Here is a 23,605-nt window from a genome sequence, read left to right as displayed (position 1 = left end):
ACTGGAGAGTTTTGCGTCAGGGGGCTGGATTAGAGGTAAACCAGGGTGATCGTTGACTGGCCTTCAAGCTCGGTTTTGTCGGTCAGGGTCAGCTTGTCGCTTGGGGCTACGGCCAGCGCAATCTTCAGCGGGAATGCCGCGCTCATGAAGGCTAAAGGTGCACGCTGGCCGCTTTTGGAAACGGTCATGACGTCGGTGCCATCGTTGGAGAGGATGCCGCTGGTCCACATGTTCATCCAGCTTCTGCTGCTGATCGTGCCGCCGGTATACAGGGTAGCCGCGATAGGCTGTACCGCCGCGCCGTCTGCGGTAACGGAGGTCAGGTAGGTAGAAATGGCATACGCACCGATGTTCTCGCCGGCGCTGGTTTTACCTACGCCGTTCAGTTGGCTGGAGCCAGAAGCCTGGCCACCGTTTGCGGTAGCGTTATCCACGTGGAATTGGTTGGCTGGCAGGCTGGCACCGGCGTTGGAATCCGCGCGATCGTCGTGAAGCGTCCAGCCCACGCGTGTGGCGGACTGGCACTTGATGGTCAGGGTGACATCTTTATGGCCTGCCTGATATGGCACGCTGGAGGAGAGGGAGTCCAGACCGATTTCACCGAAGTTGGCCAGACCCCCGTTGCTGATTTCCGGCACGCAGCCTGCGCTGGTCAGTGAGCCCTGTACTTTGAGCATGGCGGTCGGTTCTGCGCAAACGGCTGTTGCCGCCATGGATAGCACGGTGGCAAGAAGAAGCTTTTTCATTGTTATTCCTTAACCTGAAAGAGAGTGACTAAAAAAGATATTTTTAGTCCGCAAAGTGCTTGCATGAATACACGTGTTAAATAACAAGCGCCGCTGATTCTATTAATGATTCACAGAATGCAATAATTAGATTTTCTAACGAGCACATTGAGATTTTATTAAGTCATTACAATCAGATATGAATGGATTTATATTCTGCTTTAAAACGGCGGGATATCCCGCCGGAGAAAAGAAAACATGACCTTAACGTATCAGAGATAAACCAGCGTAATGGTGGTTTCGCCGCTCAGTTGAGCTTCATCGGTCGTGGTCAGGCGATCGGTATTCACAATGGCCATCGAGACTTTAAACGGGAAGACGACGTTGGTAATCGCCAGCGGAGAAGATTTGCCTGGGGTGGTCGCCGTCATAATTTCTGCGTTACCGTTGGCAATAATACCGGTACTCAGGTTACGCCACATGTATTCGCCATTGCTGTTGACGTACGCCGGGGCATAAATGGCCTGAGCCGGAAGACCATTGGCGGTAACTTCATTCACGCGCGTTGCGATGGCATACGCCCCAATCTTTTCGCCCACAGCCGTGGTGCCAACGCCATAGGTGGTGCCAGCGCCCCAGGCATCACCTCCGTTATCCGCCGCATCGCGGATGTAGAACTGGCTGGACGTCAGGTCATTTGCCGCATTGGTATCTTCTTTATTGTCCGCGATGCTCCAGGCCACTTTGGTCGCTGAAGGGCAGTTAATGGTTAACGACATGTCCTTTTGACCCATCTGATTCGTCTGGGTAGGAGAAAGTTGATCCAGGGCGATGGTGCCAAAATCGATAGAACCGCCATTGCTTAATTCAGGCGTACAGGACGCATTATTCATTTTGCCTTTCACCTTCATCACAACGGTAGAGTCGGCGAGCGCAGCGTGCGAAGCCACGGCAATCAGAGTGGCGAGAAGAAGTTTTTTCACTGTTATTCCTTAACCAAAAAGTGGACATTTTCTTATGTGCGTGTAATTAACGTATTGATTCACAAGCGCGGGAATTCTATTAATGGTCAGAGTTATTTGTGAAATGAGAAATTCTACACTCGGTTGTGAGTTTAATTAAGGGCTGTAAATACAATCATGTATGTATTTACGTCTTGCGAATAATATGATGGATGCAGTATGAATAAAGGAATAAAAAACGGCGAATTAAATTCGCCGTCAGAGATACGTTATCGCCTGAGCGATAATTTAATTAGAGGTATTTCAGCGTAATGGTCGCCTGACCATCCAGTTCGGTATCTTCGGTAATGCTCAGTCTGTTGGTATTCCTGATTGCCATGGAGACTTTCATTGGGAATACGGCTTCGGTAAAGGCCATCGGCACGAGTTCACCCGGTTTGGCGACGGACATGGTTTCGTAGTCATCCAGAACAAGACGACCCGTCGTATTTTTATTCCATTTAGTCAGATTAGTGCCTCCCGCGGTAATCGCATCAGCAGGTGCGCCGTCTACCGTGACATATGGCAGGTTGGTATACACTGCCCATCCGCCAATCTTCTGGCCCTCTTTGGTAAAACCTAAACCGCTTGTGTACTGAGGGCTGAATGTCGAGCTGCCATCAACGGCAGAATCATCGACTTCAATATAATGGCCATCAGCCAGACTGTCTTTGCGGTTGTCGTACATTGTCCAGCCGACTTTGGTCGCAGAATTACAGGTAATTGTCATGGTGATATCACGCTGGCCGAGCTGGTTATCCTCAGTCGCGCTCAGTGAGCCCATTGATATTTTGCCATAATCTACTGCACCGCCGTTGCTCATTGTAGGAGTACATGACGCGTTGGTCAGTTTGCCTTTCACTTTCATGACGGCGGTGTTAGCCGCATGGGCTGCGGTCATGGACGTTGCCGCAGCGATGGCCGCGACAAGAAGAATTTTTTTCATTGTTGTTCCTTAACGAAGAGAAATTATAGAGCTGTCGACTAGTAATGTAATCAATAGGTTTTATATATGGGTATAACCACGGGCGGTAGTATATTGTGGCTGCTCTAAATGGTGTATTTAGAATTTCTAAACGGGCAGTAATGAAAATATAAAAGCATAGATAGTGTGAATATTTTCACGCATTTTACGGGCATATTTCCGCTTTTATTGTTCAATTTATTATTGAAAGTTATTAGCGGTTTTCGTAAGGCCGGGAAGCATTCAATGCCCTTCCCGACGATAATATAATTTTTTAATAAGATGGGGCAGGCTGGATCCCTGAAGCCTGCTTAAAAAATAAGAATAAGAGGTTATCGCGTAAACAGGTTACATCACTCACCCGGCGAAGCACGCCGGGCAACATAGTTTAGCGTACGGCCTGCGAAAGCCAGGCAGAAAGCTCGCCCAGCTCGATTGCCTGATCGGGGAACTCGCCACGTAACGCCTCACATGTCAGCTGCACCGTGTCGGCACGATACAGGCAGCCCTGTAAGCGGCTGGCCAGCGCCTCCAGCGGCGCAGGGTTCAGGCTGTCCGTAAAGACCTGTGCCCGGGTAATGTGGCCTTTTTCCACGTCAAAATGAAGCTCCACGCCGCCCCAGGTGAAGCGCTCGTCCAGCAGGTGCGAGAAGGCCGGCGCCTGACCAAAGTTCCACTCCCAGCTGCTCTGACGGGCAAAGGTTTCCGCAAAGTTTGGCAGGTCAGGGGTGTTATCCGGGGAGATCACTTCGGCTTCGACCCGCTCGCCGTAGTGAGCGAAAAACGCTTCGCGGATGGCATCGCAGATCTGTTCATGGGTGATGCCCGGCAGTAATTCGGTCAGGTTGGCGACGCGGCCTCGCACGGAGGTGATACCTTTGGCCTGCAGCTTTTTCTTATCGGGATTAAGGTAATTCGCAAGACGGCTGAGGTCGGCGTTCAGCAACAATGTACCGTGATGGAACCCCCGGTCCAGGGTTTCACGGTAGGCGGAGCCGGAGACTTTGCGATCCCCGTCGGGGGTTTTGACGACCAGATCGTTGCGGCCTGACGCTTCGGCAGTCACGCCCAGCGATGTCAGGGCGTTAAGCACAATCGCGGTGGAAATGGTTTTATCGTATTCAGGTTTGCCCGCCATAAAGGTAAAGCAGGTATTGCCGAGGTCGTGAAATACCGCGCCGCCGCCGCTGCTGCGTCGCGCCAGGCGGACGTTATCCTCTTCCATACGCCGGGTATTACACTCTTTCCAGGGATTCTGCGCACGGCCAATCACCACCGTATCGGCGTTGCGCCATAAAAATAACACCCGTTGAGTGGCTGGCATCTGACGGAAGATGCACTCTTCTACCGCGAGATTGAACCAGGGATCGTGAGAGTCAGAGATAAGCAGGCGTAACGTCGTCATGGCAAAGTTCCTTTTCCGAATCGTAAGCCTACTTTATCACTATTCTTTCTTATCGCCCTCGTCCTCTTCGGGCACCGATTTACTGGCGGTCAGGAGGAAAGGCGATTGCTGCCAGCGGGTGCGTTTACCCTGCAGCAGCGTGCGTGCCAGCACCACACCGATGGCCAACGAGAGCAGCAGCATCAGGCGCAAAATATTGGTGGTGTTGTCCACCTGTTTTGCTTCGGTGGGCAGGGTGTGGGTGTCGAGCGTCAGCCGCAAATACCCGAGCGGACCATTTTTCCCCTGCACGGGTTCGACGATCTGCTGATTGAAATAGCCGCCGGCTTTTTTGCCGTCCAGCGCCAGCCTGTCACGGACGTCAACGTGCTCACCGGCACGGGCGATCAAGTCGCCCTGTTCGTCGTAGACACCAGCATCAAGAATGCGGCTGTTTTCGGTTAACTGGCGTAATATCTGACCTATGCGCTTCTCGTCCGGCGTTTCGGTGCGCATCGCCGGGGCGATGTTGAGCGTGACCTGACGCGCCAGAGTACGCGCCAGTTCCTCAAACTGCGGGTTACGTTGCCGCTGGTGATTCTGGCTGAACCACGATGCTCCTTGCATCAGCGCGACCAAGAGTGCGAGACATATCAGGACAATCACGGCACGATGAAGTCGGAATTTCAGTTTTGCGCGAGCCATATTCCACCTGCTGAAAATTTACGGCTTAATGTTGCCAGAAGTGATGGTTACAAGGTAGCCTCATGCGTTATTTTCCCTCTGGAACCTTCCGGCGCGAACGAATTCACAGGAGCTTCAATGCCGAACATTACCTGGTGCGACCTGCCTACGGATGTCTCTTTATGGCCAGGATTGCCGCTCTCTTTAAGTGGTGATGAGGTGATGCCTCTGGATTACCACGCTGGCCGTAGCGGCTGGCTGCTGTACGGACGCGGCCTGGACAAGCAACGCCTGACCCAATATCAAACCAAACTGGGTGCAGCGATGGTCATCGTGGCGGCCTGGTGCGTAGAGGATTATCAGGTCATCCGCCTGGCAGGTTCCCTGACGCAGCGCGCGACCCGCCTGGCGCATGATGCCGGCCTGGACGTGGCGCCTCTCGGCAAAATTCCACACCTGAAAACGCCGGGTCTGCTGGTGATGGACATGGATTCCACCGCCATCCAGATCGAGTGCATCGACGAGATCGCCAGGCTTGCCGGCAGCGGCGAGCTGGTGGCCGATGTGACCGAACGCGCGATGCGCGGCGAGTTGGATTTCACTGCCAGTCTGAGACAGCGTGTGGCAACCCTGAAAGGGGCGGACGCGAACATTCTGCGCCAGGTGCGTGATGAGCTGCCGTTAATGCCGGGGCTGACGCAGCTGGTGCTGAAGTTAGAAACGCTGGGCTGGAAAGTGGCTATCGCCTCGGGCGGGTTCACCTTCTTCGCCGACTACCTTCGCGACACGTTGCGCCTGACCACCGTGGTGGCGAATGAGCTGGAAATCATGGACGGCAAGCTGACCGGCCAGGTGATCGGCGATATCGTGGATGCCCAGTACAAAGCCAATACCCTGACCCGTCTGGCGGAAAAATATGAAATTCCTGTCGTCCAGACCGTTGCCATCGGTGATGGCGCGAACGACCTGCCGATGATCAAAGCGGCAGGCCTTGGCATTGCCTACCATGCCAAGCCTAAAGTGAATGAAAAGACGGAAGTCACCATCCGTCATGCTGACCTGATGGGGGTGTTCTGCATTCTCTCCGGCAGCGTGAATCAGAAATAACGAGGTAAACCGTGGCGAAAGCTCCAAAACGCGCATTTGTCTGTAATGAATGTGGTGCGGATTATCCGCGCTGGCAGGGGCAATGTAGCGCCTGTCATGCCTGGAACACCATCACCGAAGTGCGTGGTGTGGCGGCTTCGCCGAGCGTGGCCCGCAATGAACGCCTGAGCGGTTATGCCGGCAACGCCGGTGTCGCGAAAGTGCAAAAGCTCTCGGATATTAGCCTCGAAGAGCTGCCGCGTTTCTCGACCGGCTTCAAAGAGTTTGACCGTGTGCTCGGCGGGGGAGTGGTGCCGGGCAGTGCGATCCTGATTGGCGGTAACCCGGGAGCGGGTAAATCAACACTGCTGTTGCAAACGCTCTGCAAGCTCGCCGAACAGATGAAAACCCTGTACGTCACCGGTGAAGAGTCCCTGCAGCAGGTGGCGATGCGTGCGCACCGTCTTGGCCTGCCAACCGGTAACCTCAACATGCTTTCGGAAACCAGCATCGAGCAAATCTGCATGATTGCCGAAGAAGAGCAGCCGAAGCTGATGGTTATCGACTCCATTCAGGTGATGCACATGGCGGATATCCAGTCTTCACCGGGGAGCGTGGCGCAGGTGCGTGAAACCGCCGCCTATCTCACGCGCTTTGCCAAAACGCGCGGTGTGGCGATTGTGATGGTCGGCCACGTCACGAAAGATGGTTCCCTGGCGGGGCCGAAAGTGCTGGAGCACTGTATCGACTGCTCCGTTATGCTCGACGGCGATGCCGATTCCCGTTTCCGTACGTTGCGCAGCCACAAAAACCGTTTTGGTGCGGTGAACGAGTTGGGTGTGTTTGCCATGACCGAGCAGGGGCTGCGTGAAGTCAGCAACCCGTCTGCCATCTTCCTCAGCCGGGGCGATGAAGTGACCTCCGGTAGCTCGGTGATGGTGCTCTGGGAAGGGACGCGTCCGCTGCTCGTGGAAATTCAGGCGCTGGTGGATCACTCAATGATGGGTAACCCACGGCGTGTGGCCGTTGGCCTGGAACAAAACCGCCTGGCGATCCTGTTGGCCGTACTGCACCGCCACGGCGGCCTGCAGATGGCGGATCAGGACGTGTTCGTCAACGTGGTCGGCGGGGTCAAAGTCACTGAGACCAGTGCGGATCTGGCGCTGCTGCTGGCAATGGTCTCCAGCCTGCGTGACAGACCGCTGCCGCAGGACCTGGTGGTGTTTGGTGAAGTGGGTCTGGCCGGGGAGATACGCCCGGTGCCAAGCGGCCAGGAGCGCATCTCCGAGGCGGCGAAGCACGGCTTTCGCCGCGCCATTGTGCCCGCCGCCAACGTGCCGAAAAAAATCCCCGAAGGGATGCAGGTCTTTGGCGTGAAGAAACTCGCAGATGCGTTAAATGTCTTTGACGACTTATAATTACGTATTCGATTTTGCAGGAGGCACCGTAATTTATGTCATCATTTGACTACATCAAGACCGCAATCCGCCAGAAAGGCTGCACGCTGCAGCAGGTGGCGGATGCCAGCGGCATGACCAAAGGCTACCTGAGCCAACTGCTGAACGCCAAAATCAAAAGCCCCAGCGCACAAAAGCTGGAAGCGTTGCACCGCTTTCTGGGGCTTGAATTCCCGCGTATGCAAAAGAACGTCGGCGTGGTATTTGGCAAGTTTTACCCGCTACATACCGGGCACATCTATCTGATCCAGCGTGCCTGTAGCCAGGTGGACGAGCTGCATATCATCATGGGTTACGATGAAACCCGCGACCGTCAGCTGTTTGAGGACAGCGCCATGTCGCAGCAGCCGACCGTGCCGGACCGCCTGCGCTGGCTGCTGCAGACCTTTAAGTACCAGAAAAACATTCGTATTCATGCTTTTAATGAAGAGGGCATGGAGCCGTATCCGCACGGCTGGGATGTGTGGAGCAATGGCGTCAAAGCGTTCATGGACGAAAAGGGGATCACCCCGAACTGGATCTACACCTCTGAAGAGTCCGATGCGCCGCAGTTCCGCGAGCATCTGGGCATTGAAACCGTGCTGATCGATCCAAAGCGTACCTTTATGAACATCAGCGGGGCGCTGATCCGCGAAAACCCGTTCCGCTACTGGGATTACATCCCAACCGAGGTAAAACCGTTCTTTGTGCGCACCGTTGCGATTCTGGGCGGCGAGTCGAGCGGGAAATCGACGCTGGTCAACAAGCTGGCCAACATCTTTAACACCACCAGTGCGTGGGAGTACGGGCGTGATTACGTCTTCTCTCATCTGGGTGGTGACGAGATGGCGTTGCAGTACTCCGACTACGATAAAATCGCGCTGGGTCATGCGCAGTACATTGATTTCGCGGTGAAATACGCCAATAAAGTGGCCTTCATTGATACCGATTTCGTCACCACCCAGGCGTTTTGCAAAAAATACGAGGGACGCGAGCATCCGTTTGTGCAGGCGCTGATAGACGAATACCGCTTTGACCTGGTGATTTTGCTCGAAAACAACACCCCGTGGGTTGCCGACGGGATCCGCAGCCTCGGCAGTTCCGTCGACAGAAAAGAGTTCCAGAGCATGCTCATCGACATGCTGCACGAAAATAACGTGGAGTTTGTGCATGTGGAGGAGTCAGATTACGACAGCCGTTTCCTGCGCTGCGTAGAGCTGGTGAAAGAGATGATGGGGGAGCAGGGGTAATTCCCTCATCCTAACCCTCTCCTGAGGGAGAGGGCCGGTGTGAGGGGGACCCCCCCCCTCAATACTCAACCACCACTTTGCCACGCATATGCCCGTCCAGCACTTTTCGGTGCGCTTCGGTGATGCTTTCGACGCTCAGCCCGTGCAGCGTTTCGCTCAGTGAGCTTTCCACCACGCCGTTATCCACCAGCTTCGCAACCTCGTTTAAGATCTCGCCCTGACGCGCCATGTCGGCGGTCTGGTACATGCTGCGGGTGTACATAAACTCCCAGTGCAGCGCGGCAGATTTGGATTTCAGCTTATCCTGGTTCAGCGGATGTGCGTTCTCAACGATGGAGCAGATATGCCCCTGCGGTGCGATCAGTTCACTGACGGCATCCCAGTGGCCGTCGGTATCATTGAGAATGAAAATGTAATCCACAAACGTCAGGCCCTGTTTAGCCAGTTCACCTTTCAGGTCACGGTAATTCACCACGTGATCGGCACCGCGATCGCGACACCACTGAGCAGAATCTTCCCGCGAGGCGGTCGCGACGATCTTCACGTTGCTGCGATGTTTCGCAAACGGGATCGCCAGCGATCCTACGCCCCCCGCGCCGCCAATAATGAGCAGTGTTTTGTCCGGGCCGGCATCCTGGATATTCAGCCGTTCAAACAATCCTTCCCAGGCGGTGAGGGCGGTTAACGGCAAGGCGGCTGCGGCAGCCCAGCCGAGGCTTACCGGCTTATGCCCGACAATGCGCGCATCGATCAGCTGATGGGTGGTATTGCTGCCCGGGCGGGTAATATCGCCCGCGTACCACACTTCATCCCCCGGTTTAAAACCGCTAACGCCTGCACCCACGGCTTTCACAATGCCGCTGGCGTCCCAGCCGAGAACGCGTGGTTCCGTCAGGCCGCTTCTGACGATGCCCGCGTGAACTTTGGTATCGACCGGGTTGATGGAAACGGCTTTTACCTCAACCAGCAGATCGTGCTCGCCGGGCTGCGGCATCGGTTGGGTAATTTCAATGAAATCAGCAGGACTGTCTGGATTAACGGCAATGGCTTTAACTGACATGGTGAGCTCCTTTAGGGAAAGCGTGTTGTTGAGACTAGTCTATTAAGTGCTCAGCCGCGTGATAAGATGGACAATTAAGAACGAAGTGTTCGCACAGGATGAACAATCATGTTTAAACAACTTCAGGATATGGCGCTGTTTGCGCTGGTGGCAGAGCTGGGCAGCTTTACCGCGGCGGCACAGAAAGCTGAGCTGCCGAAATCCAGCGTCAGCCAGCGAATCAGTCAGCTTGAGCAGCAGGTGGGGATCCGCTTGCTCAATCGTACTACGCGCAGGCTGAACCTGACGTTCGCCGGCGAGCACTATCTGGTTCACTGCCGTGAGATGCTGGCGGCAAGTGAACGGGCGGAGTACGCCATTCAGCGGCTGCGTGAAAACCCCAGCGGTCGACTGCGCATCACCTGCCCGGCCGGGATCGGCGCGACACTGCTGGCGCATTTGAATGCGGAGTTCCAGCTCCGCTATCCGGACGTTTCGCTTGACGTGTCCATTTCTGACGACGTGCTCGACCTGGTCGAGTCAGGTTTTGACGTGGCGCTGCGTACCGGTAAGCCGCAGGACTCCTCCCTGATTGGCCGTATGATCGGTCATTGCCCGCGTTATATGCTGGCCTCACCGACTTACCTGGCGCGCCGGGAGCCGCTGACGCATCCCCGGCAGCTGGTGGAACACCGCTGTATTACCCACAAGGCGTGGTCTGAATGGCTGCTGCAAAGCGAAAGTGAGGATTACCGTTATCTGCCGGATAACGCCCATCTGACGGATAATCTGGTGTATGCGCGCGAATGTGCCATCGCCGGCGCCGGGATCACGCTGCTTCCCGCTTTTTTGCTTGAGGATAAGGTTGAAAAGGGCGCGCTGGTGAAGGTGCTGCCGGAGTGGAACGTCGAGGGGAACGATTTGTGGCTGGCTTACCCGAGCCGCAAGCTGAACTCGCCGGCGCTGATGCGTTATATCGACTTTGCGATGCAGTGTGATGAGGTGAAGCGGTTTTACGTGGGGGGGTGAACGGTGCGTCACTCACAGGGTGTAGGAACAAACAAAAAAAACGGCAACTGACGTTGCCGTTTTACATTTATTTCGCGATACGTTTGTACTTAATACGTTTCGGCTCCAGCGCATCCGCGCCCAGCGTACGTTTCTTGTACTCTTCGTATTCGGTGAAGTTACCTTCGAAGAACTCCACTTTCCCTTCGTCCTGGTAGTCCAGGATGTGGGTTGCGATACGGTCAAGGAACCAACGGTCGTGCGAGATAACCATTGCACAGCCCGGGAACTCCAGCAGGGCGTTTTCCAGTGCGCGCAGGGTTTCAATGTCCAGGTCGTTGGTCGGTTCATCGAGCAGCAGCACGTTACCGCCAACCTGCAGCAGTTTGGCCAGGTGCAGACGACCACGTTCACCACCGGAGAGCTCGCCCACGCGTTTACCCTGGTCGGTGCCTTTGAAGTTAAAGCGGCCAACGTAAGCGCGGCTTGGCATTTCGGTGTTACCGATACGCATGATATCCAGGCCGCCGGAGACTTCTTCCCACACGGTTTTGCTGTTATCCATTGCGTCACGGAACTGGTCAACGGAAGCCAGTTTCACGGTTTCACCCAGAGTGATTGAACCACTGTCTGGCTGTTCCTGACCGGACATCATGCGGAACAGGGTGGATTTACCCGCGCCGTTCGGACCGATGATCCCCACGATGGCACCTTTCGGTACGGAGAAGGTCAGGTCGTCAATCAGCAGGCGATCGCCATAAGACTTACGCAGATTGGTGACTTCAACCACTTTATCCCCCAGACGTGCGCCAGGCGGAATAAACAGTTCGTTGGTCTCGTTACGTTTCTGGTATTCGGTGTTGTTCAGCTCTTCAAAGCGTGCCAGACGGGCTTTGCCCTTAGACTGACGGCCTTTAGCGCCCTGACGAACCCACTCCAGCTCTTTCTCGATAGACTTACGACGCGCGGCTTCCTGAGAGGCTTCCTGCGCCAGACGCTGGTCTTTCTGCTCCAGCCAGGAGGAGTAGTTGCCTTCCCATGGAATGCCTTCACCACGGTCAAGCTCCAGGATCCAGCCTGCAACGTTGTCGAGGAAGTAACGGTCGTGGGTGATCGCCACAACGGTACCTTCGAAGTCGTGCAGGAAACGCTCCAGCCACGCCACGGATTCCGCATCCAGGTGGTTGGTCGGTTCGTCGAGCAGCAGCATGTCTGGTTTTTCCAGCAGCAGACGGCACAGCGCCACGCGGCGGCGTTCACCCCCGGAGAGGTTCGCGATTTTCGCATCCCAGTCTGGCAGACGCAGGGCGTCAGCGGCGCGCTCGAGCTGCACGTTCAGGTTGTGGCCGTCATGTGCCTGGATAATCTCTTCAAACTTGCCTTGCTGAGCGGCCAGTTTATCGAAGTCCGCATCCGGTTCAGCGTATTTGGCATACACTTCATCCAGACCTTTCAGTGCGTTAACGACGTCAGAAACCGCCTCTTCAACGGATTCACGAACGGTGTGTTCCGGGTTGAGCTGAGGCTCCTGCGGCAGGTAGCCAATTTTGATGCCAGGCTGCGGACGGGCTTCACCTTCGATGTCTGTATCGATGCCGGCCATGATGCGCAGCAGGGTGGACTTACCGGCACCGTTGAGACCCAGAACACCGATTTTTGCGCCCGGGAAGAAGCTCAGCGAGATATTTTTAAGAATATGACGTTTCGGCGGGACAACTTTGCCGACACGATGCATGGTATAAACGAATTGAGCCACGTTGGACTTCGCCTCTTTTATCGTGATGAGAAAGAATATCAGCCTCGAAGTGTAGCCTTTTTCCCGTCCTAATCCCAGCCAGGAACGTCGGGAGTGTTAAAACGCGCAAGAAAGGTAAAAAAGTGTCCGCGACGTGGCGCGTTGCAGGATGCCTGGTTAGCATAAGTTAATTAGACTTTGACGTGGCAAGACGCTGCAATTGACGAAAAAACAATGAGGAAGAGCTTGTGGGAAAAGCCAAACAGGTGGTCTGGCGTCTGCTGGCTGCCAGCGTATGCGTGATGGCGGCAAGCCAGGCGGTGCATGCCGATTCACTGGATGAACAACGTAATCGCTACGCCCAGATTAAACAGGCGTGGGACAATAAGCAGATGGATACCGTGCAGGCGCTGATGCCGACCTTAAAAGCGTATCCTCTCTATCCGTATCTGGAGTATCGGCAGATCACTGACGATCTCATGAATCAACCCACGGTCACCGTGAATAACTTTATTCAGGCGAACCCGACGCTGCCGCCCGCGCGGACGCTGCAGTCTCGTTTTGTGAACGAGCTGGCACGTCGTGAAGACTGGCGTGGGCTGCTGGCGTTTAGCCCGGAAAAACCGAACACCACCGAAGCCCAGTGTAACTATTACTATGCGAAGTGGGTTACCGGACAGCAGGAAGAGGCCTGGGCGGGCGCGAAAGATCTGTGGTTGACCGGAAAAAGCCAGCCAAATGCCTGTGATTCCCTCTTTGGCGCATGGCGTGCGTCAGGTAAGCAGGATCCGCTGGCGTACCTTGAACGTATTCGCCTGGCGATGAAAGCCGGAAACACGCGGCTGGTTACCACGCTTGCGGGACAAATGCCGTCTGATTATCAGACGATCTCAACCGCCGTCATCGCCCTGGCGAACGATCCGAACAGCGTACTGACCTTTGCCCGCAGCACCGGCGCGACCGACTTTACCCGCCAGATGGCCGCGGTGGCTTTTGCCAGCGTGGCGCGTGACGACGTGGAAAATGCGCGGCTGATGATCCCGCAGCTGGTGCAGGCGCAGCAGCTCAATGAAGATCAAACTCAGGAGCTGCGCGACATTGTGGCGTGGCGACTGATGAGCACCGATGTAACCGACGAGCAGGCGCGCTGGCGAGACGATGCGATTATGCGTTCGAACTCCACGTCGCTGGTGGAGCGCCGCGTGCGTATGGCGCTGGGGACGGGCGATCGCCGGGGGCTGAATACCTGGCTTGCGCGTCTGCCAATGGATGCCAAAGAGAAAGACGAATGGCGTTACTGGCAGGCGGATCTGCTGATGGAGCGCGGGCGTGACGATGAAGCCAAAGAGATCCTCCATGCGCTGATGCAGCAGCGTGGGTTCTACCCGATGGCGGCCGCACAGCGTCTGGGTGAGGAGTACACGTTCCGCATTGATAAAGCCCCTGCTAACGCCAACCCGACGTTGACTCAGGGACCAGAAATGGCGCGCGTTCGCGAGCTGATGTACTGGAACATGGACAATACCGCCCGTAGCGAATGGGCGAATCTGGTGACCAGCCGTACGACCGATGAGAAGGCACAGCTTGCCCGCTATGCCTTTGATAACCACTGGTGGGATCTGAGCGTGCAGGCAACGATCGCCGGCAAGCTGTGGGATCATCTCGAAGAGCGTTTCCCGCTGGCCTATAAAGATCTGTTTGAGCGCTACACCAGCGGTAAAGACATTCCGCAAAGCTACGCCATGGCCATTGCCCGTCAGGAGAGTGCGTGGAACCCGAAAGTCCGTTCCCCGGTCGGGGCCAGCGGCCTGATGCAGGTGATGCCGGGAACCGCGACGCACACGGTGAAGATGTTTAACATCCCGGGATACAGCAGCCCGTCACAGCTGCTGGATCCGGAGACCAACATCAATATCGGTACCAGCTACCTGCAGTATGTTTATCAGCAGTTCGGCAATAACCGCATCTTCTCCTCAGCGGCGTATAACGCAGGCCCGGGCCGCGTGCGCACCTGGCTTGGCAACAGCGCCGGGCGCATTGACGCCGTCGCGTTTGTGGAAAGTATTCCGTTCTCGGAAACCCGCGGCTACGTGAAGAACGTATTGGCTTATGACGCCTACTATCGCTATTTCATGGGACAAAAAGATACCCTGATGAGCGATGCTGAGTGGCAGAGACGTTACTGATGGGGCGGGTTGTGTTATGCTGTACTCGTTAATGAGTACAACAGGCGGCATAACATGACCCAGCATTCCCCGTATTCCTCGGCAATGGCCGAACAACGTCATCAGGAGTGGCTTCGTTTTGTGGAGTTGCTCCGCCAGTCTTACGACCAGGATCTGCATTTGCCTTTATTGCAGCTGATGCTGACGCCGGATGAGCGTGAAGCTCTGGGCACACGCGTGCGGATCATCGAAGAGCTGTTGCGCGGTGAGATGAGCCAGCGTGAGCTCAAAAATGAACTGGGCGCGGGTATCGCGACGATCACCCGCGGATCGAACAGCCTGAAATCCGCGCCGGTGGAGCTGCGTCAGTGGCTGGAGTCTGTGCTGCTGGGCGCTCAGCGATAAATCGCGTTATGGAACGGGCTCAGGGCCAGAATCACCGCCTGGTGGTAAACGCCTGAACGCGTCAGCGCGCCAGCGGTAAAGACGCCAATCGCGCCTTCTTTGCGGCCAATTTCATCGATGCCGGTGTACTGAGACATCACCGGCCCGAGCGCTTCACCCGCGGACACTTTTTCCAGAATGATTTTTGGCAGCGGCAGGGTTGCTGAACGCGCTTCTCCACGCTGTTCACGGTTCTCGATGACCACCCAGCTGAACGTCGCGCCTTCGTCGATACCCGCTTCAATTGCCACCCAGAAGTCAGCATCCGGTGCGGCAGCCCTGGCGTTTGCCACGCGATTTCGTGCGCCAGCGCGCGTTTCCTCGCTGCCAAACGGCTGTTCAGGCACGCCGCTCTCGACGCCGATGGCATCAATATGGCAGGATCCTTCGCCGAAAATCTCTTCGAATGCCCTTAGAATTGCCTGAATTTTGGCAGGATTGGTGGTAGCAGAGACAACATGGTGCATAATTAAGCTCGATTCAAAAAAAACTCATCGCAGTATAACGGAAAAAAAGCATGTTACAGGTATACCTTGTTCGCCACGGTGAGACGCAGTGGAACGCCGAGCGACGTATTCAAGGCCAGTCAGACAGTCCTCTTACTGAAAAGGGTGTGCAGCAGGCGTGGCAGGTGGCAGAACGCGCCAGAACGCTGGGCATTACGCATGTTATCACCAGCGACTTAGGTCGCACACAGCAGACGGCGCGCATCATTGCCGATGCCTGTGGTTGTGATGTCATGATCGAGCCGCGTCTGCGCGAGCTGGATATGGGCGTGCTGGAAAAACGGCATATTGATACGCTGACGGAAACGGAAGAGGGCTGGCGTCGCACGCTGGTCAACGGCACCGAAGATGGCCGTATTCCGGAAGGCGAATCCATGCAGGAGCTGAGCGTGCGTATGCATGCCGCGCTGGCGGAATGCCTGAAGCTTCCGGCCGGGAGCCGTCCGCTGCTGGTGAGTCACGGTATTGCGCTGGGCTGCCTGGTGAGCACGATTCTGGGGTTACCTGCGTATGCAGAGCGCCGTTTGCGTCTGCGCAACTGCTCTATTTCCCGTATCGACTATCAGGAAAGCGCGTGGCTGGCGTCAGGTTGGGTCGTAGAGATGGCAGGGGACATTTCGCATCTTGATGCCCCTGCACTTGACGAACTTCAGCGTTAACGACGTATCGGAATTAAGAATTCCATACGCAGATTGATTGGGCCTTCTTCCGGTTTAGCATCGCTTGCCGGATAGTAGCGCTCAATATCCTGACCTTTACGGCGATTCAGGTTCAGCATTGGCATGCAGGTTCCGTAAACGGTCAGGATAAATTCCTGTACACCCGTTCCCAGCCCTTCATAAGCGAACATCACGTATTCGCCGCCTTCCAGCACCACGGGCTTTGAACCCTGAATATAGCCATTCGCCAGCTCTGGCGTTAACGCGGTGGTGTAGAACACCTCCTGCTCGTCGTCTTTTTCCTGGCTTGGGTGCGTTTCGTTGAGACCATACAGGATGGGCGGGATCGCCGGTGCATGGCTCAGGAAGTCGCGCCAGAACTGAACGCGCATCTGATGACGGAATTCGGAAATCTGCTCCAGCGAACAGGAGTAGCTTTGCGTCGTACCAATCAGGTGCGTTTCTGGCAGGGTGATAAATTCATATTTCGGCATTGCAAACTCGCCCAGACGCAGCGGCGGACGCATGCCAAACGAGCTCCAGTCAGGCGAGCGGCGATAGAGCGCTGGCGTTAACGAGAACTGTTTTTTAAAGGCGCGGGTAAAGGTTTGCTGCGAGTCGAAACGATATTGCAGTGCAATATCCAGAATCGGCCGCGCGGTCAGGCGTAATGCCACCGCTGATTTTGACAGACGACGTGCGCGGATATAGGCCCCGATAGCATGACCGGTGACATCCTTGAACATCCTTTGCAGATGCCACTTGGAATAGCCTGCTTTAGCCGCCACATTATCCAGTGACAAAGGCTGGTCGAGGTGACCTTCCAGCCAGGTGAGCAGGTCGCGAATAATTCCAGCCTGATCCATATACTATCCTCATCCTTAAAACAGCAGGTGCCTGATAACAGGTTAGCGGATAATAGCATTTTTTGATGTTTTAGCATTCAGTGTTTTTTTTGCTCATTAATGCCTTTTGTTCCTCGTTTTGGGTGAATATATTCTAATCCTGTGATCTTGCTACATTTTTGTCTACAGTGTTGAATAATCGCTCAGCGTAATTCTTAAAAATGGTAACAATATGAAATACAAGACTTTGATCTTCACTGCCCTGATGTTGACGGTGGGGCACGCCGCGCAGGCGGAACAGATTGGTTCTGTCGATACCGTTTTCAAAGTGTTCGGCCCGGACCACAAGATTGTGGTGGAGGCGTTTGACGATCCGGACGTGAAAAACGTCACCTGCTACGTTAGTCGGGCGAAAACCGGGGGCATTAAAGGCGGGCTTGGGCTGGCGGAAGATACCTCCGATGCGGCAATCTCCTGCCAGCAGGTCGGTCCTGTGGAGCTGAGTGACAAAATCAAAAACGGCAAAGCGCAGGGCGACGTTGTGTTCCAGAAACGGACCTCGCTGGTGTTTAAAAAGCTGCAGGTGGTGCGTTTTTATGACGCCAAACGCAACACGCTCGCCTATCTGGCCTATTCCGACAAAGTGGTTGAAGGCTCACCGAAAAACGCCATCAGCGCCGTGCCGATCATGCCATGGCACTAATTCAGGGATGAATCATGCAGCAACCTCTGGTCTGGCTGGTTGAGGACGAAATCAGTATCGCCGACACGCTTCTCTACATGCTTCAGCAGGAGGGGTTTGCGGTGAAGGCTTTCGGGCGTGGGTTACCGGTACTGGAAGAGGCGCGGCGGCAGGTCCCCGCGCTGGCGATTCTGGATGTCGGGTTGCCTGACATCAGCGGCTTTGAACTCTGCCGTCAGCTTCTGGCGCAGCATCCATCACTGCCGATCCTGTTCCTGACGGCGCGAAGTGACGAAGTGGATAAGCTGCTCGGGCTGGAGATGGGCGCGGATGATTATGTCGCTAAACCCTTCTCCCCGCGTGAAGTCTGTGCCCGGGTGAGGACTATTCTACGGCGGTTACAAAAATCCACCGCCCCTGCCGAGATCGTTCGTATCGGGCAGTTTGAACTGAACGAACCCGCCGCCAGAATCAGCTGGTATGGGGAGCCTTTACCGCTCACGCGCTACGAATTCCTGCTGCTCAAAACATTGCTGCAGGCGCCGGGCAGGGTCTTTTCTCGCCAGCAGCTTATGGACAAAGTGTGGGGCGAAGACGGCGATAGCTTCGATCGTACCGTGGATACGCATATCAAAACCTTGCGCGCCAAGCTGCGCGCGGTCAATGACGGGCTTTCGCCCATCAGTACCCATCGCGGGATGGGTTACAGTCTGGGGCTTTATTAATGCGTATTGGTATGCGTCTGCTGCTGGGCTATTTCCTGATTGTCGCTATCGCCGCGTGGTTTGTACTGTCTATCTTCGTGCAGGAGGTTAAGCCCGGCGTGCGCAGAGCCACCGAAGGCACGCTGATTGACACCGCGACCCTGCTGGCGGAAGTGGGGCGAGACGACCTGCTCGCAGGCAATCCGCAGCAGGGCCAGCTGGCGCAGGCCTTTTCACGGCTCCATCAGCGGCCGTTTCGCGCCAACATTGGCGGCATTCATAAAGTCCGCAACGAGTACCACGTCTACATGACCGACGCCACGGGCAAGGTGGTGTTTGATTCGGCGGGCCTGGCGGTAGGAAAAGACTACTCCCGCTGGAATGACGTCTGGCTGACGCTTCGCGGGGAATATGGCGCGCGCAGCACCCAGAGCAATCCTGACGATCCGGAAAGTACGGTGATGTATGTTGCCGCACCGGTGATGGACAGGGGCAACATTATCGGCGTGCTGTCGGTCGGAAAACCTAACAGCGCCATGGCGCCGGTTATTCACCGTAGCGAGCGGCGGATCCTGTGGGCGGGTGGGGCGCTGCTCGGCATTGCCCTGCTGATTGGTCTGCTGGTGGCGGGATGGATCAATCGTTCCATTGGCAGATTGTCGCGCTACGCCGATGCGGTGACCACGGACACGCCTCTCCCGCTGCCTAACCCCGGCAGCAGTGAGTTACGAAAGCTGGCGCAGGCGCTGGAAAATATGCGCATTCGCCTCGAGGGTAAGAATTACATCGAGCATTATGTGCATGCGCTTACTCACGAACTCAAAAGCCCGCTGGCGGCAATCCGCGGCGCGGCAGAGATCCTTAATGAGCAGCCGCCGCCGGCGGTGGCCGCGCGGTTTATCGATAATATTCTGGTGCAAAACGCGCGTATGCAGTCGCTGGTGGAAAAACTGCTCTCTCAGGCGCGTCTTGAAAACCGGGTAGAGATAGAGCCGGTGAGCGTGAGTGTCAGCACGCTGTTTTCACGGCTTGCGGATTCACGCTCCGCCGTTATCACGGCGAAAAATATCATCCTGACCTGCCAGCCCACTTCGCTGCAGGTGCAGGGCGACCCCGAGCTGCTTGAACAGGCGCTGGGCAATTTGCTGGATAATGCCATCGATTTTACCCCGCAGGGCGGGACGCTTCAGCTGGCTGCCGAGGAGACGCCAACCGAGGTCCGGCTTACCGTGACCGACAGCGGAAGCGGGATACCGGACTATGCCATGGCGCGTATTTTTGAACGTTTTTACTCGCTCCCTCGCGAGAACGGCTTGAAAAGCAGCGGGCTGGGTCTGGCATTCGTGCAGGAGGTGGCGCGTCTGCATCAGGGGGACATTGCTCTGCATAACCAGCCAGAAGGCGGCGTGAAAGCCACGCTGACACTTCACCGTCACTTCACATAACTTCAAACTGGCCCCACATAGCCCCGGTACGCTCTCCACATCACAAAGGAGACGTAATGATGAAATCCCCCCTGTTCTGGAAAGTAAGCACCCTGCTGGGGTGCATTCTGCTGTTGTTAATCCCGCTCTTTATGGTCAGTAACCTGATTTCGGAGCGTGAGAGCTACCGTAACGATGTTGAACACTCGCTTCGCCAAAGCACCAGCGGGCCGCAAAAGCTGGTAGGACCGCTGATTGCCATTCCTGTCACCGAGGTTTTTTACAAACTTGAGGATGAGAAAAAGGTCGAATACAAAAAAAGCTACCTGCACTTTATCCTGCCGGAACCTCTGCTCGTTGAGGGAAATCAGCGCGTGGAGTCCAGAAGCATCGGTATTTATGACGGGCAAATCTGGAACACCGATCTCAAAATAAAAGCGCAGTTTTCGACGGAGAAAATGGCGCAGCTGAAGGGCGAAACCATGACGCTGGGGCAACCATTCCTGGTGATTGGCGTGGGTGATGCCCGGGGCATTGGTACGGTGAAGGTCGCAAAAATCAACGGTGAGGCGCTCAGCGTAGAACCGGGAACCGGCGTGTATGGCACACTTGCCGGTATTCATATTCCGCTGAGTGATAAAGCCCTTGAGCCGAAAACGCTCGCCCTTGATATGTCGTTTAATCTGGCGGGGACGGGCAGTTTTGCGGTGGTGCCGGTCGGGCGTAACAGCGAAATGACGCTGAGCAGTAACTGGCCGCACCCGGGATTTATGGGATACTATCTGCCTGTTAAGCATCAGATTAGCGAGTCTGGTTTCCAGGCAAACTGGCAGAGCAGCTGGTTTGCTAACAACATGCAAAGCTGGTTCGCCGAGGGCGAGTCACCGGAGTGGAGTTCAATCCCGGCCTTTAGCGTGACGGTTGCCACGCCAGCGGATCAGTACCAGCTGACAGACCGCGCGATCAAGTACGCTATTCTACTGATTGCCCTGACGTTTATGGCCTTCTTCGTGTTCGAAACCCTTACCGGATTGCGTCTGCACCCAATGCAGTATCTGCTGGTGGGGTTGTCGCTGGTCCTCTTCTATCTCGTCTTACTTGCCCTGTCTGAGCATGTCGGGTTTACGCCGGCCTGGATTATTGCAAGCCTTGTCGGCGCGATGATGAATGGTGTGTACCTGCAGGCGGTACTGAAAAGCTGGAGGCGAAGCGGGGTGTTTGTTCTGGCGCTGCTGGGGCTGGATGTCGTGATGTGGTTCCTGCTGCGTTCTGAGGACAGCGCGTTGCTGCTGGGAGCTGCCGTACTGGCGATGGCACTGTTTGCGGTCATGTACCTGACGCGTCACCTTGACTGGTATTCACTCTCTCAGCCGAAGCGTCCCGTCCCCCCCGTTGAACCTGATGCGGATACGATGCGAGTCTGGAAATAAAAAACGGCGCGAAAGCGCCGTTTTTTTTACTTCAGTTGCCGGATTACTCCTGCAGGTCGCCGCAGAAACGATAACCTTCACCGTGAATAGTGGCGATAATTTCCGGCGTATCAGGCGTAGATTCGAAATGTTTACGGATACGACGGATGGTCACGTCTACGGTACGGTCGTGCGGCTTCAGCTCACGGCCGGTCATTTTCTTCAGCAGTTCTGCACGGGACTGAATTTTGCCCGGATTTTCACAGAAGTGCAGCATCGCGCGGAATTCACTGCGCGGCAGTTTATACTGCTCACCGTTCGGGCTAATCAGTGAACGGCTATTGATATCAAGTTCCCAGCCGTTGAACTTGTAGCTGTCTACGCTACGACGCTCTTCGCTGACCGTGCCCAGGTTCATGGTGCGGGACAGCAGGTTGCGTGCACGAATGGTTAACTCGCGTGGATTAAACGGTTTAGTGATGTAGTCATCCGCACCGATTTCCAGGCCAAGGATTTTATCAACTTCGTTATCACGGCCTGTCAGGAACATTAACGCGACGTTCGCCTGTTCACGCAGTTCGCGCGCCAGAAGAAGGCCGTTTTTGCCCGGCAGGTTGATATCCATGATCACCAGGTTGATATCATTTTCAGAAAGGATCTGATGCATCTCTGCGCCATCGGTCGCTTCAAAGACATCGTAGCCTTCTGCTTCGAAAATGCTCTTTAACGTGTTGCGTGTTACCAACTCGTCTTCAACGATAAGAATGTGCGGGGTCTGCATGTTTGCTACCTAAATTGCCAACTAAATCGAAACAGGAAGTACAAAAGTCCCTGACCTGCCTGATGCATGTCGCAAATTAACATGACCGGCCTAACGTGACTAAAGTACGTAATTGCGTTCTTGATGCACTTTCCATCAACGTCAACAACATCATTAGCTTGGTCGTGGGTACTTTCCCTTTGGACCCGACAGTGTCAAAAACGGCTGTCATCCTAACCATTTTAACAGCAACATAACAGGCTAAGTGACACCAGACACCCAATAAAACTACGCTTCGTTGACATATATCAAGTTCAATTGTAGCACGTTAACAGTTTGATGAAATCATCGTAGCCGAATGCTAGCCTTTGTCACAATTTTTCAATAAACCAACTAGTTGCGTACCTTGATTTATAAACGATACGAATCCAATCAGAAATGAGTATTCATGAGGTCATTACCATTATAAAACATAAGGATAATAGCCTTCTGTTAACATTCTAACTGATTGTTCAGCCACAAAATAGTTTAGCGTTTTTAATTTGTTCTGAAACGCTATTTCGGTGATTTGTGTTGCATTTTTGTAAATTCGCGCCGCGTAATATGTTGAAGTGCATCACATTTTTACCCGCTAACTGATTAAAAAGAGAGCATAAATGCATCTGTCGATTGTACTGGTCGCCCCAGCCAGAGCCGAAAATATAGGCGCTGCGGCGCGTGCCATGAAGACCATGGGGTTTACCGATCTTCGCATCGTGGACAGCCAGGCGCACCTCGAGCCCGCGGCCCGTTGGGTGGCGCACGGTTCAGGAGATATTCTCGATAATATAACCACTTACGACACGCTCGCCGCTGCGCTGCACGACATTTCCTTTACCGTGGCGACCACGGCACGCAGCCGGGCAAAGTTCCACTATTACGCCACGCCGGCGGAACTGGTGCCGATGTTAACGGAGAAAAGCCAGTGGCTGACGAAGGCCGCGCTGGTCTTTGGGCGGGAAGATTCCGGTCTGACGAACGAGGAGCTGGCGTTGGCGGACGTCCTGACCGGTGCGCCGATGGTGGCGGATTATCCGTCGCTGAATTTAGGCCAGGCGGTAATGGTGTATTGCTATCAATTAGCCTCCCTAATACAAATTCCTCAACCCCAGGCTGAAGGGGCAGATGAAAACCAGCTGGCCGCGCTGCGCGCTCGCGTTGACCATCTGTTATTACAACTCGGTGTCGCGGAAGATCAAAAAATGGCGGACTGGCTGCATCAGCGACTTGGGCGTCTTGAGCAGCGAGACACGGCAATGTTGCACCGTTTGCTGCATGATATTGAAAAAAAATTGGCCGAGTAAAATGCTGTCATAAGTTTTTACTATGGCGTATCCGTCTGTCTGGGTGGGGTGCATCTGGGGGAATCGGATGAAAATAAATCTGCAAGCAGCGGGACGTAAGAGCGTCCCGAATTGTGATCAAATTAAAAATTCATTGACTTAAGGTGCCCAATCCTTTAACCCTAAAAGAATACAGCACAGACAGATAATAATGACAGAGTACACAACATCCATGAAACGCATCAGCATCACCACCATTACAACAACCATCATCATTACCACAGGAAATGATGCGGGCTGACGCGTACAGGAAAAACAGAAAAAAGCCCGCACCCAAACAGTGCGGGCTTTTTTTTCGGCTAAAGGAAACGAG

General features: G+C 54.9%; 24 protein-coding genes and 1 other annotated feature. Of the genes, 14 read left to right on the top strand and 10 right to left on the bottom strand.

Translation table 11 applies throughout. The features are described from left to right. Positions 1 to 29 precede the first annotated feature (29 nt). The 5 genes from AC2FAP_RS14465 to AC2FAP_RS14445 all read right to left on the bottom strand — a co-directional run bounded on the left by AC2FAP_RS14465 (position 30) and on the right by AC2FAP_RS14445 (position 4,779). On the bottom strand, positions 30 to 746 hold the full coding sequence (locus tag AC2FAP_RS14465) for a DUF1120 domain-containing protein (RefSeq protein WP_014168534.1): 717 nt from the start codon (positions 744 to 746) through the stop codon (positions 30 to 32). A 251-nt stretch (positions 747 to 997) separates the two neighbouring features. Then, positions 998 to 1,708 carry a DUF1120 domain-containing protein gene (locus tag AC2FAP_RS14460; protein ID WP_449541892.1) on the bottom strand — a complete coding sequence of 237 codons (711 nt, stop codon included), beginning with the start codon at positions 1,706 to 1,708 and terminating at the stop codon, positions 998 to 1,000. A gap of 271 nt (positions 1,709 to 1,979) precedes the next feature. Then, positions 1,980 to 2,672 carry a DUF1120 domain-containing protein gene (locus AC2FAP_RS14455; RefSeq protein WP_113656601.1) on the bottom strand — a complete coding sequence of 231 codons (693 nt, stop codon included), beginning with the start codon at positions 2,670 to 2,672 and terminating at the stop codon, positions 1,980 to 1,982. Between the two features lie 406 nt (positions 2,673 to 3,078). Then, on the bottom strand, positions 3,079 to 4,095 hold the full coding sequence (lplA, locus tag AC2FAP_RS14450; protein ID WP_073397141.1) for a lipoate--protein ligase: 1,017 nt from the start codon (positions 4,093 to 4,095) through the stop codon (positions 3,079 to 3,081). A 39-nt stretch (positions 4,096 to 4,134) separates the two neighbouring features. Then, positions 4,135 to 4,779 carry a YtjB family periplasmic protein gene (locus AC2FAP_RS14445; RefSeq protein ID WP_020885273.1) on the bottom strand — a complete coding sequence of 215 codons (645 nt, stop codon included), beginning with the start codon at positions 4,777 to 4,779 and terminating at the stop codon, positions 4,135 to 4,137. Positions 4,780 to 4,896: 117 nt separating this feature from the next. On the opposite strand from AC2FAP_RS14445, the gene serB reads away from it, so the two are divergent. Genes serB through nadR form a run of 3 tightly spaced genes read left to right on the top strand, consistent with a single transcriptional unit; the run spans position 4,897 to position 8,530 of the window. After that, entirely contained in the window at positions 4,897 to 5,865 is a 969-nt protein-coding gene (gene serB, locus AC2FAP_RS14440) for a phosphoserine phosphatase (RefSeq protein WP_020885272.1), read from the top strand. Positions 5,866 to 5,876: 11 nt separating this feature from the next. After that, positions 5,877 to 7,262 carry a DNA repair protein RadA gene (gene radA, locus AC2FAP_RS14435; protein WP_014168542.1) on the top strand — a complete coding sequence of 462 codons (1,386 nt, stop codon included), beginning with the start codon at positions 5,877 to 5,879 and terminating at the stop codon, positions 7,260 to 7,262. Between the two features lie 35 nt (positions 7,263 to 7,297). Then, entirely contained in the window at positions 7,298 to 8,530 is a 1,233-nt protein-coding gene (nadR, locus tag AC2FAP_RS14430) for a multifunctional transcriptional regulator/nicotinamide-nucleotide adenylyltransferase/ribosylnicotinamide kinase NadR (protein WP_014168543.1), read from the top strand. Positions 8,531 to 8,588: 58 nt separating this feature from the next. Here nadR and AC2FAP_RS14425 read toward each other — a convergent pair whose 3' ends face one another. Next, positions 8,589 to 9,590, bottom strand: a complete 1,002-nt coding sequence (locus AC2FAP_RS14425; RefSeq protein ID WP_020885270.1) for a zinc-binding alcohol dehydrogenase family protein — start codon at positions 9,588 to 9,590, stop codon at positions 8,589 to 8,591. Between the two features lie 108 nt (positions 9,591 to 9,698). On the opposite strand from AC2FAP_RS14425, the gene AC2FAP_RS14420 reads away from it, so the two are divergent. After that, on the top strand, positions 9,699 to 10,598 hold the full coding sequence (locus AC2FAP_RS14420) for a LysR family transcriptional regulator (RefSeq protein ID WP_014168545.1): 900 nt from the start codon (positions 9,699 to 9,701) through the stop codon (positions 10,596 to 10,598). Positions 10,599 to 10,665: 67 nt separating this feature from the next. Here AC2FAP_RS14420 and ettA read toward each other — a convergent pair whose 3' ends face one another. Next, the gene (ettA, locus tag AC2FAP_RS14415) at positions 10,666 to 12,333 is read right to left on the bottom strand and encodes an energy-dependent translational throttle protein EttA (protein ID WP_014168546.1); all 1,668 of its coding nucleotides are present in this window, start codon (positions 12,331 to 12,333) and stop codon (positions 10,666 to 10,668) included. A gap of 227 nt (positions 12,334 to 12,560) precedes the next feature. On the opposite strand from ettA, the gene sltY reads away from it, so the two are divergent. Together sltY and trpR are read left to right on the top strand one after the other, a co-directional pair. Next, positions 12,561 to 14,498, top strand: coding sequence for a murein transglycosylase (gene sltY / locus AC2FAP_RS14410; RefSeq protein ID WP_257806649.1), 1,938 nt, complete (start codon positions 12,561 to 12,563; stop codon positions 14,496 to 14,498). A gap of 54 nt (positions 14,499 to 14,552) precedes the next feature. Then, entirely contained in the window at positions 14,553 to 14,882 is a 330-nt protein-coding gene (gene trpR, locus AC2FAP_RS14405) for a trp operon repressor (protein ID WP_020885267.1), read from the top strand. Here the strand turns inward: trpR and yjjX are convergent. Then, entirely contained in the window at positions 14,873 to 15,388 is a 516-nt protein-coding gene (gene yjjX / locus AC2FAP_RS14400; protein WP_014168549.1) for an inosine/xanthosine triphosphatase, read from the bottom strand. The genes trpR and yjjX overlap by 10 nt on opposite strands. A 50-nt stretch (positions 15,389 to 15,438) precedes the next feature. Here yjjX and gpmB point away from each other — a divergent pair, with 50 nt between their 5' ends. Next, the gene (gene gpmB, locus AC2FAP_RS14395) at positions 15,439 to 16,086 is read left to right on the top strand and encodes a 2,3-diphosphoglycerate-dependent phosphoglycerate mutase GpmB (protein WP_014168550.1); all 648 of its coding nucleotides are present in this window, start codon (positions 15,439 to 15,441) and stop codon (positions 16,084 to 16,086) included. On the opposite strand, the gene robA is transcribed toward gpmB, so the two are convergent. Continuing rightward, a complete protein-coding gene (gene robA / locus AC2FAP_RS14390; RefSeq protein ID WP_014168551.1) occupies positions 16,083 to 16,952 on the bottom strand; it encodes an MDR efflux pump AcrAB transcriptional activator RobA in 870 nt (289 codons plus the stop codon). The two genes, gpmB and robA, sit on opposite strands and share 4 nt — an antisense overlap. Before the next feature lie 211 nt (positions 16,953 to 17,163). On the opposite strand from robA, the gene creA reads away from it, so the two are divergent. From creA to creD, 4 genes are read left to right on the top strand one after another with little or no spacing between them, the layout of a single operon-like run. Continuing rightward, positions 17,164 to 17,634: a protein CreA gene (creA, locus tag AC2FAP_RS14385; protein WP_014168552.1), complete on the top strand. Its 471-nt coding sequence runs from the start codon at positions 17,164 to 17,166 to the stop codon at positions 17,632 to 17,634. 14 nt (positions 17,635 to 17,648) lie between these two features. Further along, the gene (gene creB, locus AC2FAP_RS14380; protein ID WP_014168553.1) at positions 17,649 to 18,338 is read left to right on the top strand and encodes a two-component system response regulator CreB; all 690 of its coding nucleotides are present in this window, start codon (positions 17,649 to 17,651) and stop codon (positions 18,336 to 18,338) included. Continuing rightward, positions 18,338 to 19,762 carry a two-component system sensor histidine kinase CreC gene (creC, locus tag AC2FAP_RS14375; RefSeq protein ID WP_257806647.1) on the top strand — a complete coding sequence of 475 codons (1,425 nt, stop codon included), beginning with the start codon at positions 18,338 to 18,340 and terminating at the stop codon, positions 19,760 to 19,762. The genes creB and creC overlap by 1 nt, the downstream gene beginning before the upstream one ends. 56 nt (positions 19,763 to 19,818) lie before the next feature. Beyond that, complete coding sequence (gene creD / locus AC2FAP_RS14370; RefSeq protein WP_485452953.1) at positions 19,819 to 21,171, top strand: cell envelope integrity protein CreD; 1,353 nt, start codon at positions 19,819 to 19,821, stop codon at positions 21,169 to 21,171. A gap of 43 nt (positions 21,172 to 21,214) precedes the next feature. Here creD and arcA read toward each other — a convergent pair whose 3' ends face one another. Beyond that, positions 21,215 to 21,931, bottom strand: coding sequence for a two-component system response regulator ArcA (gene arcA, locus AC2FAP_RS14365; protein WP_003856501.1), 717 nt, complete (start codon positions 21,929 to 21,931; stop codon positions 21,215 to 21,217). Between the two features lie 95 nt (positions 21,932 to 22,026). Between arcA and yjjY the strand changes: the two genes are divergently transcribed. From yjjY to thrL, 3 genes are all read left to right on the top strand, one after another. After that, positions 22,027 to 22,167 carry a YjjY family protein gene (gene yjjY / locus AC2FAP_RS14360; RefSeq protein ID WP_001541509.1) on the top strand — a complete coding sequence of 47 codons (141 nt, stop codon included), beginning with the start codon at positions 22,027 to 22,029 and terminating at the stop codon, positions 22,165 to 22,167. 399 nt (positions 22,168 to 22,566) lie between these two features. Continuing rightward, on the top strand, positions 22,567 to 23,253 hold the full coding sequence (locus tag AC2FAP_RS14355; protein ID WP_032679596.1) for a tRNA/rRNA methyltransferase: 687 nt from the start codon (positions 22,567 to 22,569) through the stop codon (positions 23,251 to 23,253). A gap of 211 nt (positions 23,254 to 23,464) precedes the next feature. After that, the gene (thrL, locus tag AC2FAP_RS14350) at positions 23,465 to 23,533 is read left to right on the top strand and encodes a thr operon leader peptide (protein WP_015572623.1); all 69 of its coding nucleotides are present in this window, start codon (positions 23,465 to 23,467) and stop codon (positions 23,531 to 23,533) included. Continuing rightward, positions 23,472 to 23,589, top strand: a sequence feature (Thr leader region). Its footprint overlaps the gene before it by 62 nt. Positions 23,590 to 23,605 lie beyond the last annotated feature (16 nt).

Source organism: Enterobacter cloacae complex sp. 394I7 (assembly GCF_057320345.1).
The sequence above is the reverse complement of the archived record's forward strand: the minus strand, read 5'-3'. Positions and strand labels throughout refer to the sequence as shown.

Bases quoted from the DNA above. Each gene is read 5' to 3' on its own strand.
- AC2FAP_RS14465 (WP_014168534.1), bottom strand. From the start codon at position 746: ATGAAAAAGCTTCTTCTTGCCACCGTGCTATCCATGGCGGCAACAGCC.
- AC2FAP_RS14455 (WP_113656601.1), bottom strand. From the start codon at position 2,672: ATGAAAAAAATTCTTCTTGTCGCGGCCATCGCTGCGGCAACGTCCATG.
- lplA (WP_073397141.1), bottom strand. From the start codon at position 4,095: ATGACGACGTTACGCCTGCTTATCTCTGACTCTCACGATCCCTGGTTC.
- AC2FAP_RS14445 (WP_020885273.1), bottom strand. From the start codon at position 4,779: ATGGCTCGCGCAAAACTGAAATTCCGACTTCATCGTGCCGTGATTGTC.
- serB (WP_020885272.1), top strand. From the start codon at position 4,897: ATGCCGAACATTACCTGGTGCGACCTGCCTACGGATGTCTCTTTATGG.
- nadR (WP_014168543.1), top strand. From the start codon at position 7,298: ATGTCATCATTTGACTACATCAAGACCGCAATCCGCCAGAAAGGCTGC.
- AC2FAP_RS14425 (WP_020885270.1), bottom strand. From the start codon at position 9,590: ATGTCAGTTAAAGCCATTGCCGTTAATCCAGACAGTCCTGCTGATTTC.
- AC2FAP_RS14420 (WP_014168545.1), top strand. From the start codon at position 9,699: ATGTTTAAACAACTTCAGGATATGGCGCTGTTTGCGCTGGTGGCAGAG.
- trpR (WP_020885267.1), top strand. From the start codon at position 14,553: ATGACCCAGCATTCCCCGTATTCCTCGGCAATGGCCGAACAACGTCAT.
- yjjX (WP_014168549.1), bottom strand. From the start codon at position 15,388: ATGCACCATGTTGTCTCTGCTACCACCAATCCTGCCAAAATTCAGGCA.
- gpmB (WP_014168550.1), top strand. From the start codon at position 15,439: ATGTTACAGGTATACCTTGTTCGCCACGGTGAGACGCAGTGGAACGCC.
- robA (WP_014168551.1), bottom strand. From the start codon at position 16,952: ATGGATCAGGCTGGAATTATTCGCGACCTGCTCACCTGGCTGGAAGGT.
- creA (WP_014168552.1), top strand. From the start codon at position 17,164: ATGAAATACAAGACTTTGATCTTCACTGCCCTGATGTTGACGGTGGGG.
- creB (WP_014168553.1), top strand. From the start codon at position 17,649: ATGCAGCAACCTCTGGTCTGGCTGGTTGAGGACGAAATCAGTATCGCC.
- creC (WP_257806647.1), top strand. From the start codon at position 18,338: ATGCGTATTGGTATGCGTCTGCTGCTGGGCTATTTCCTGATTGTCGCT.
- creD (WP_485452953.1), top strand. From the start codon at position 19,819: ATGATGAAATCCCCCCTGTTCTGGAAAGTAAGCACCCTGCTGGGGTGC.
- arcA (WP_003856501.1), bottom strand. From the start codon at position 21,931: ATGCAGACCCCGCACATTCTTATCGTTGAAGACGAGTTGGTAACACGC.
- AC2FAP_RS14355 (WP_032679596.1), top strand. From the start codon at position 22,567: ATGCATCTGTCGATTGTACTGGTCGCCCCAGCCAGAGCCGAAAATATA.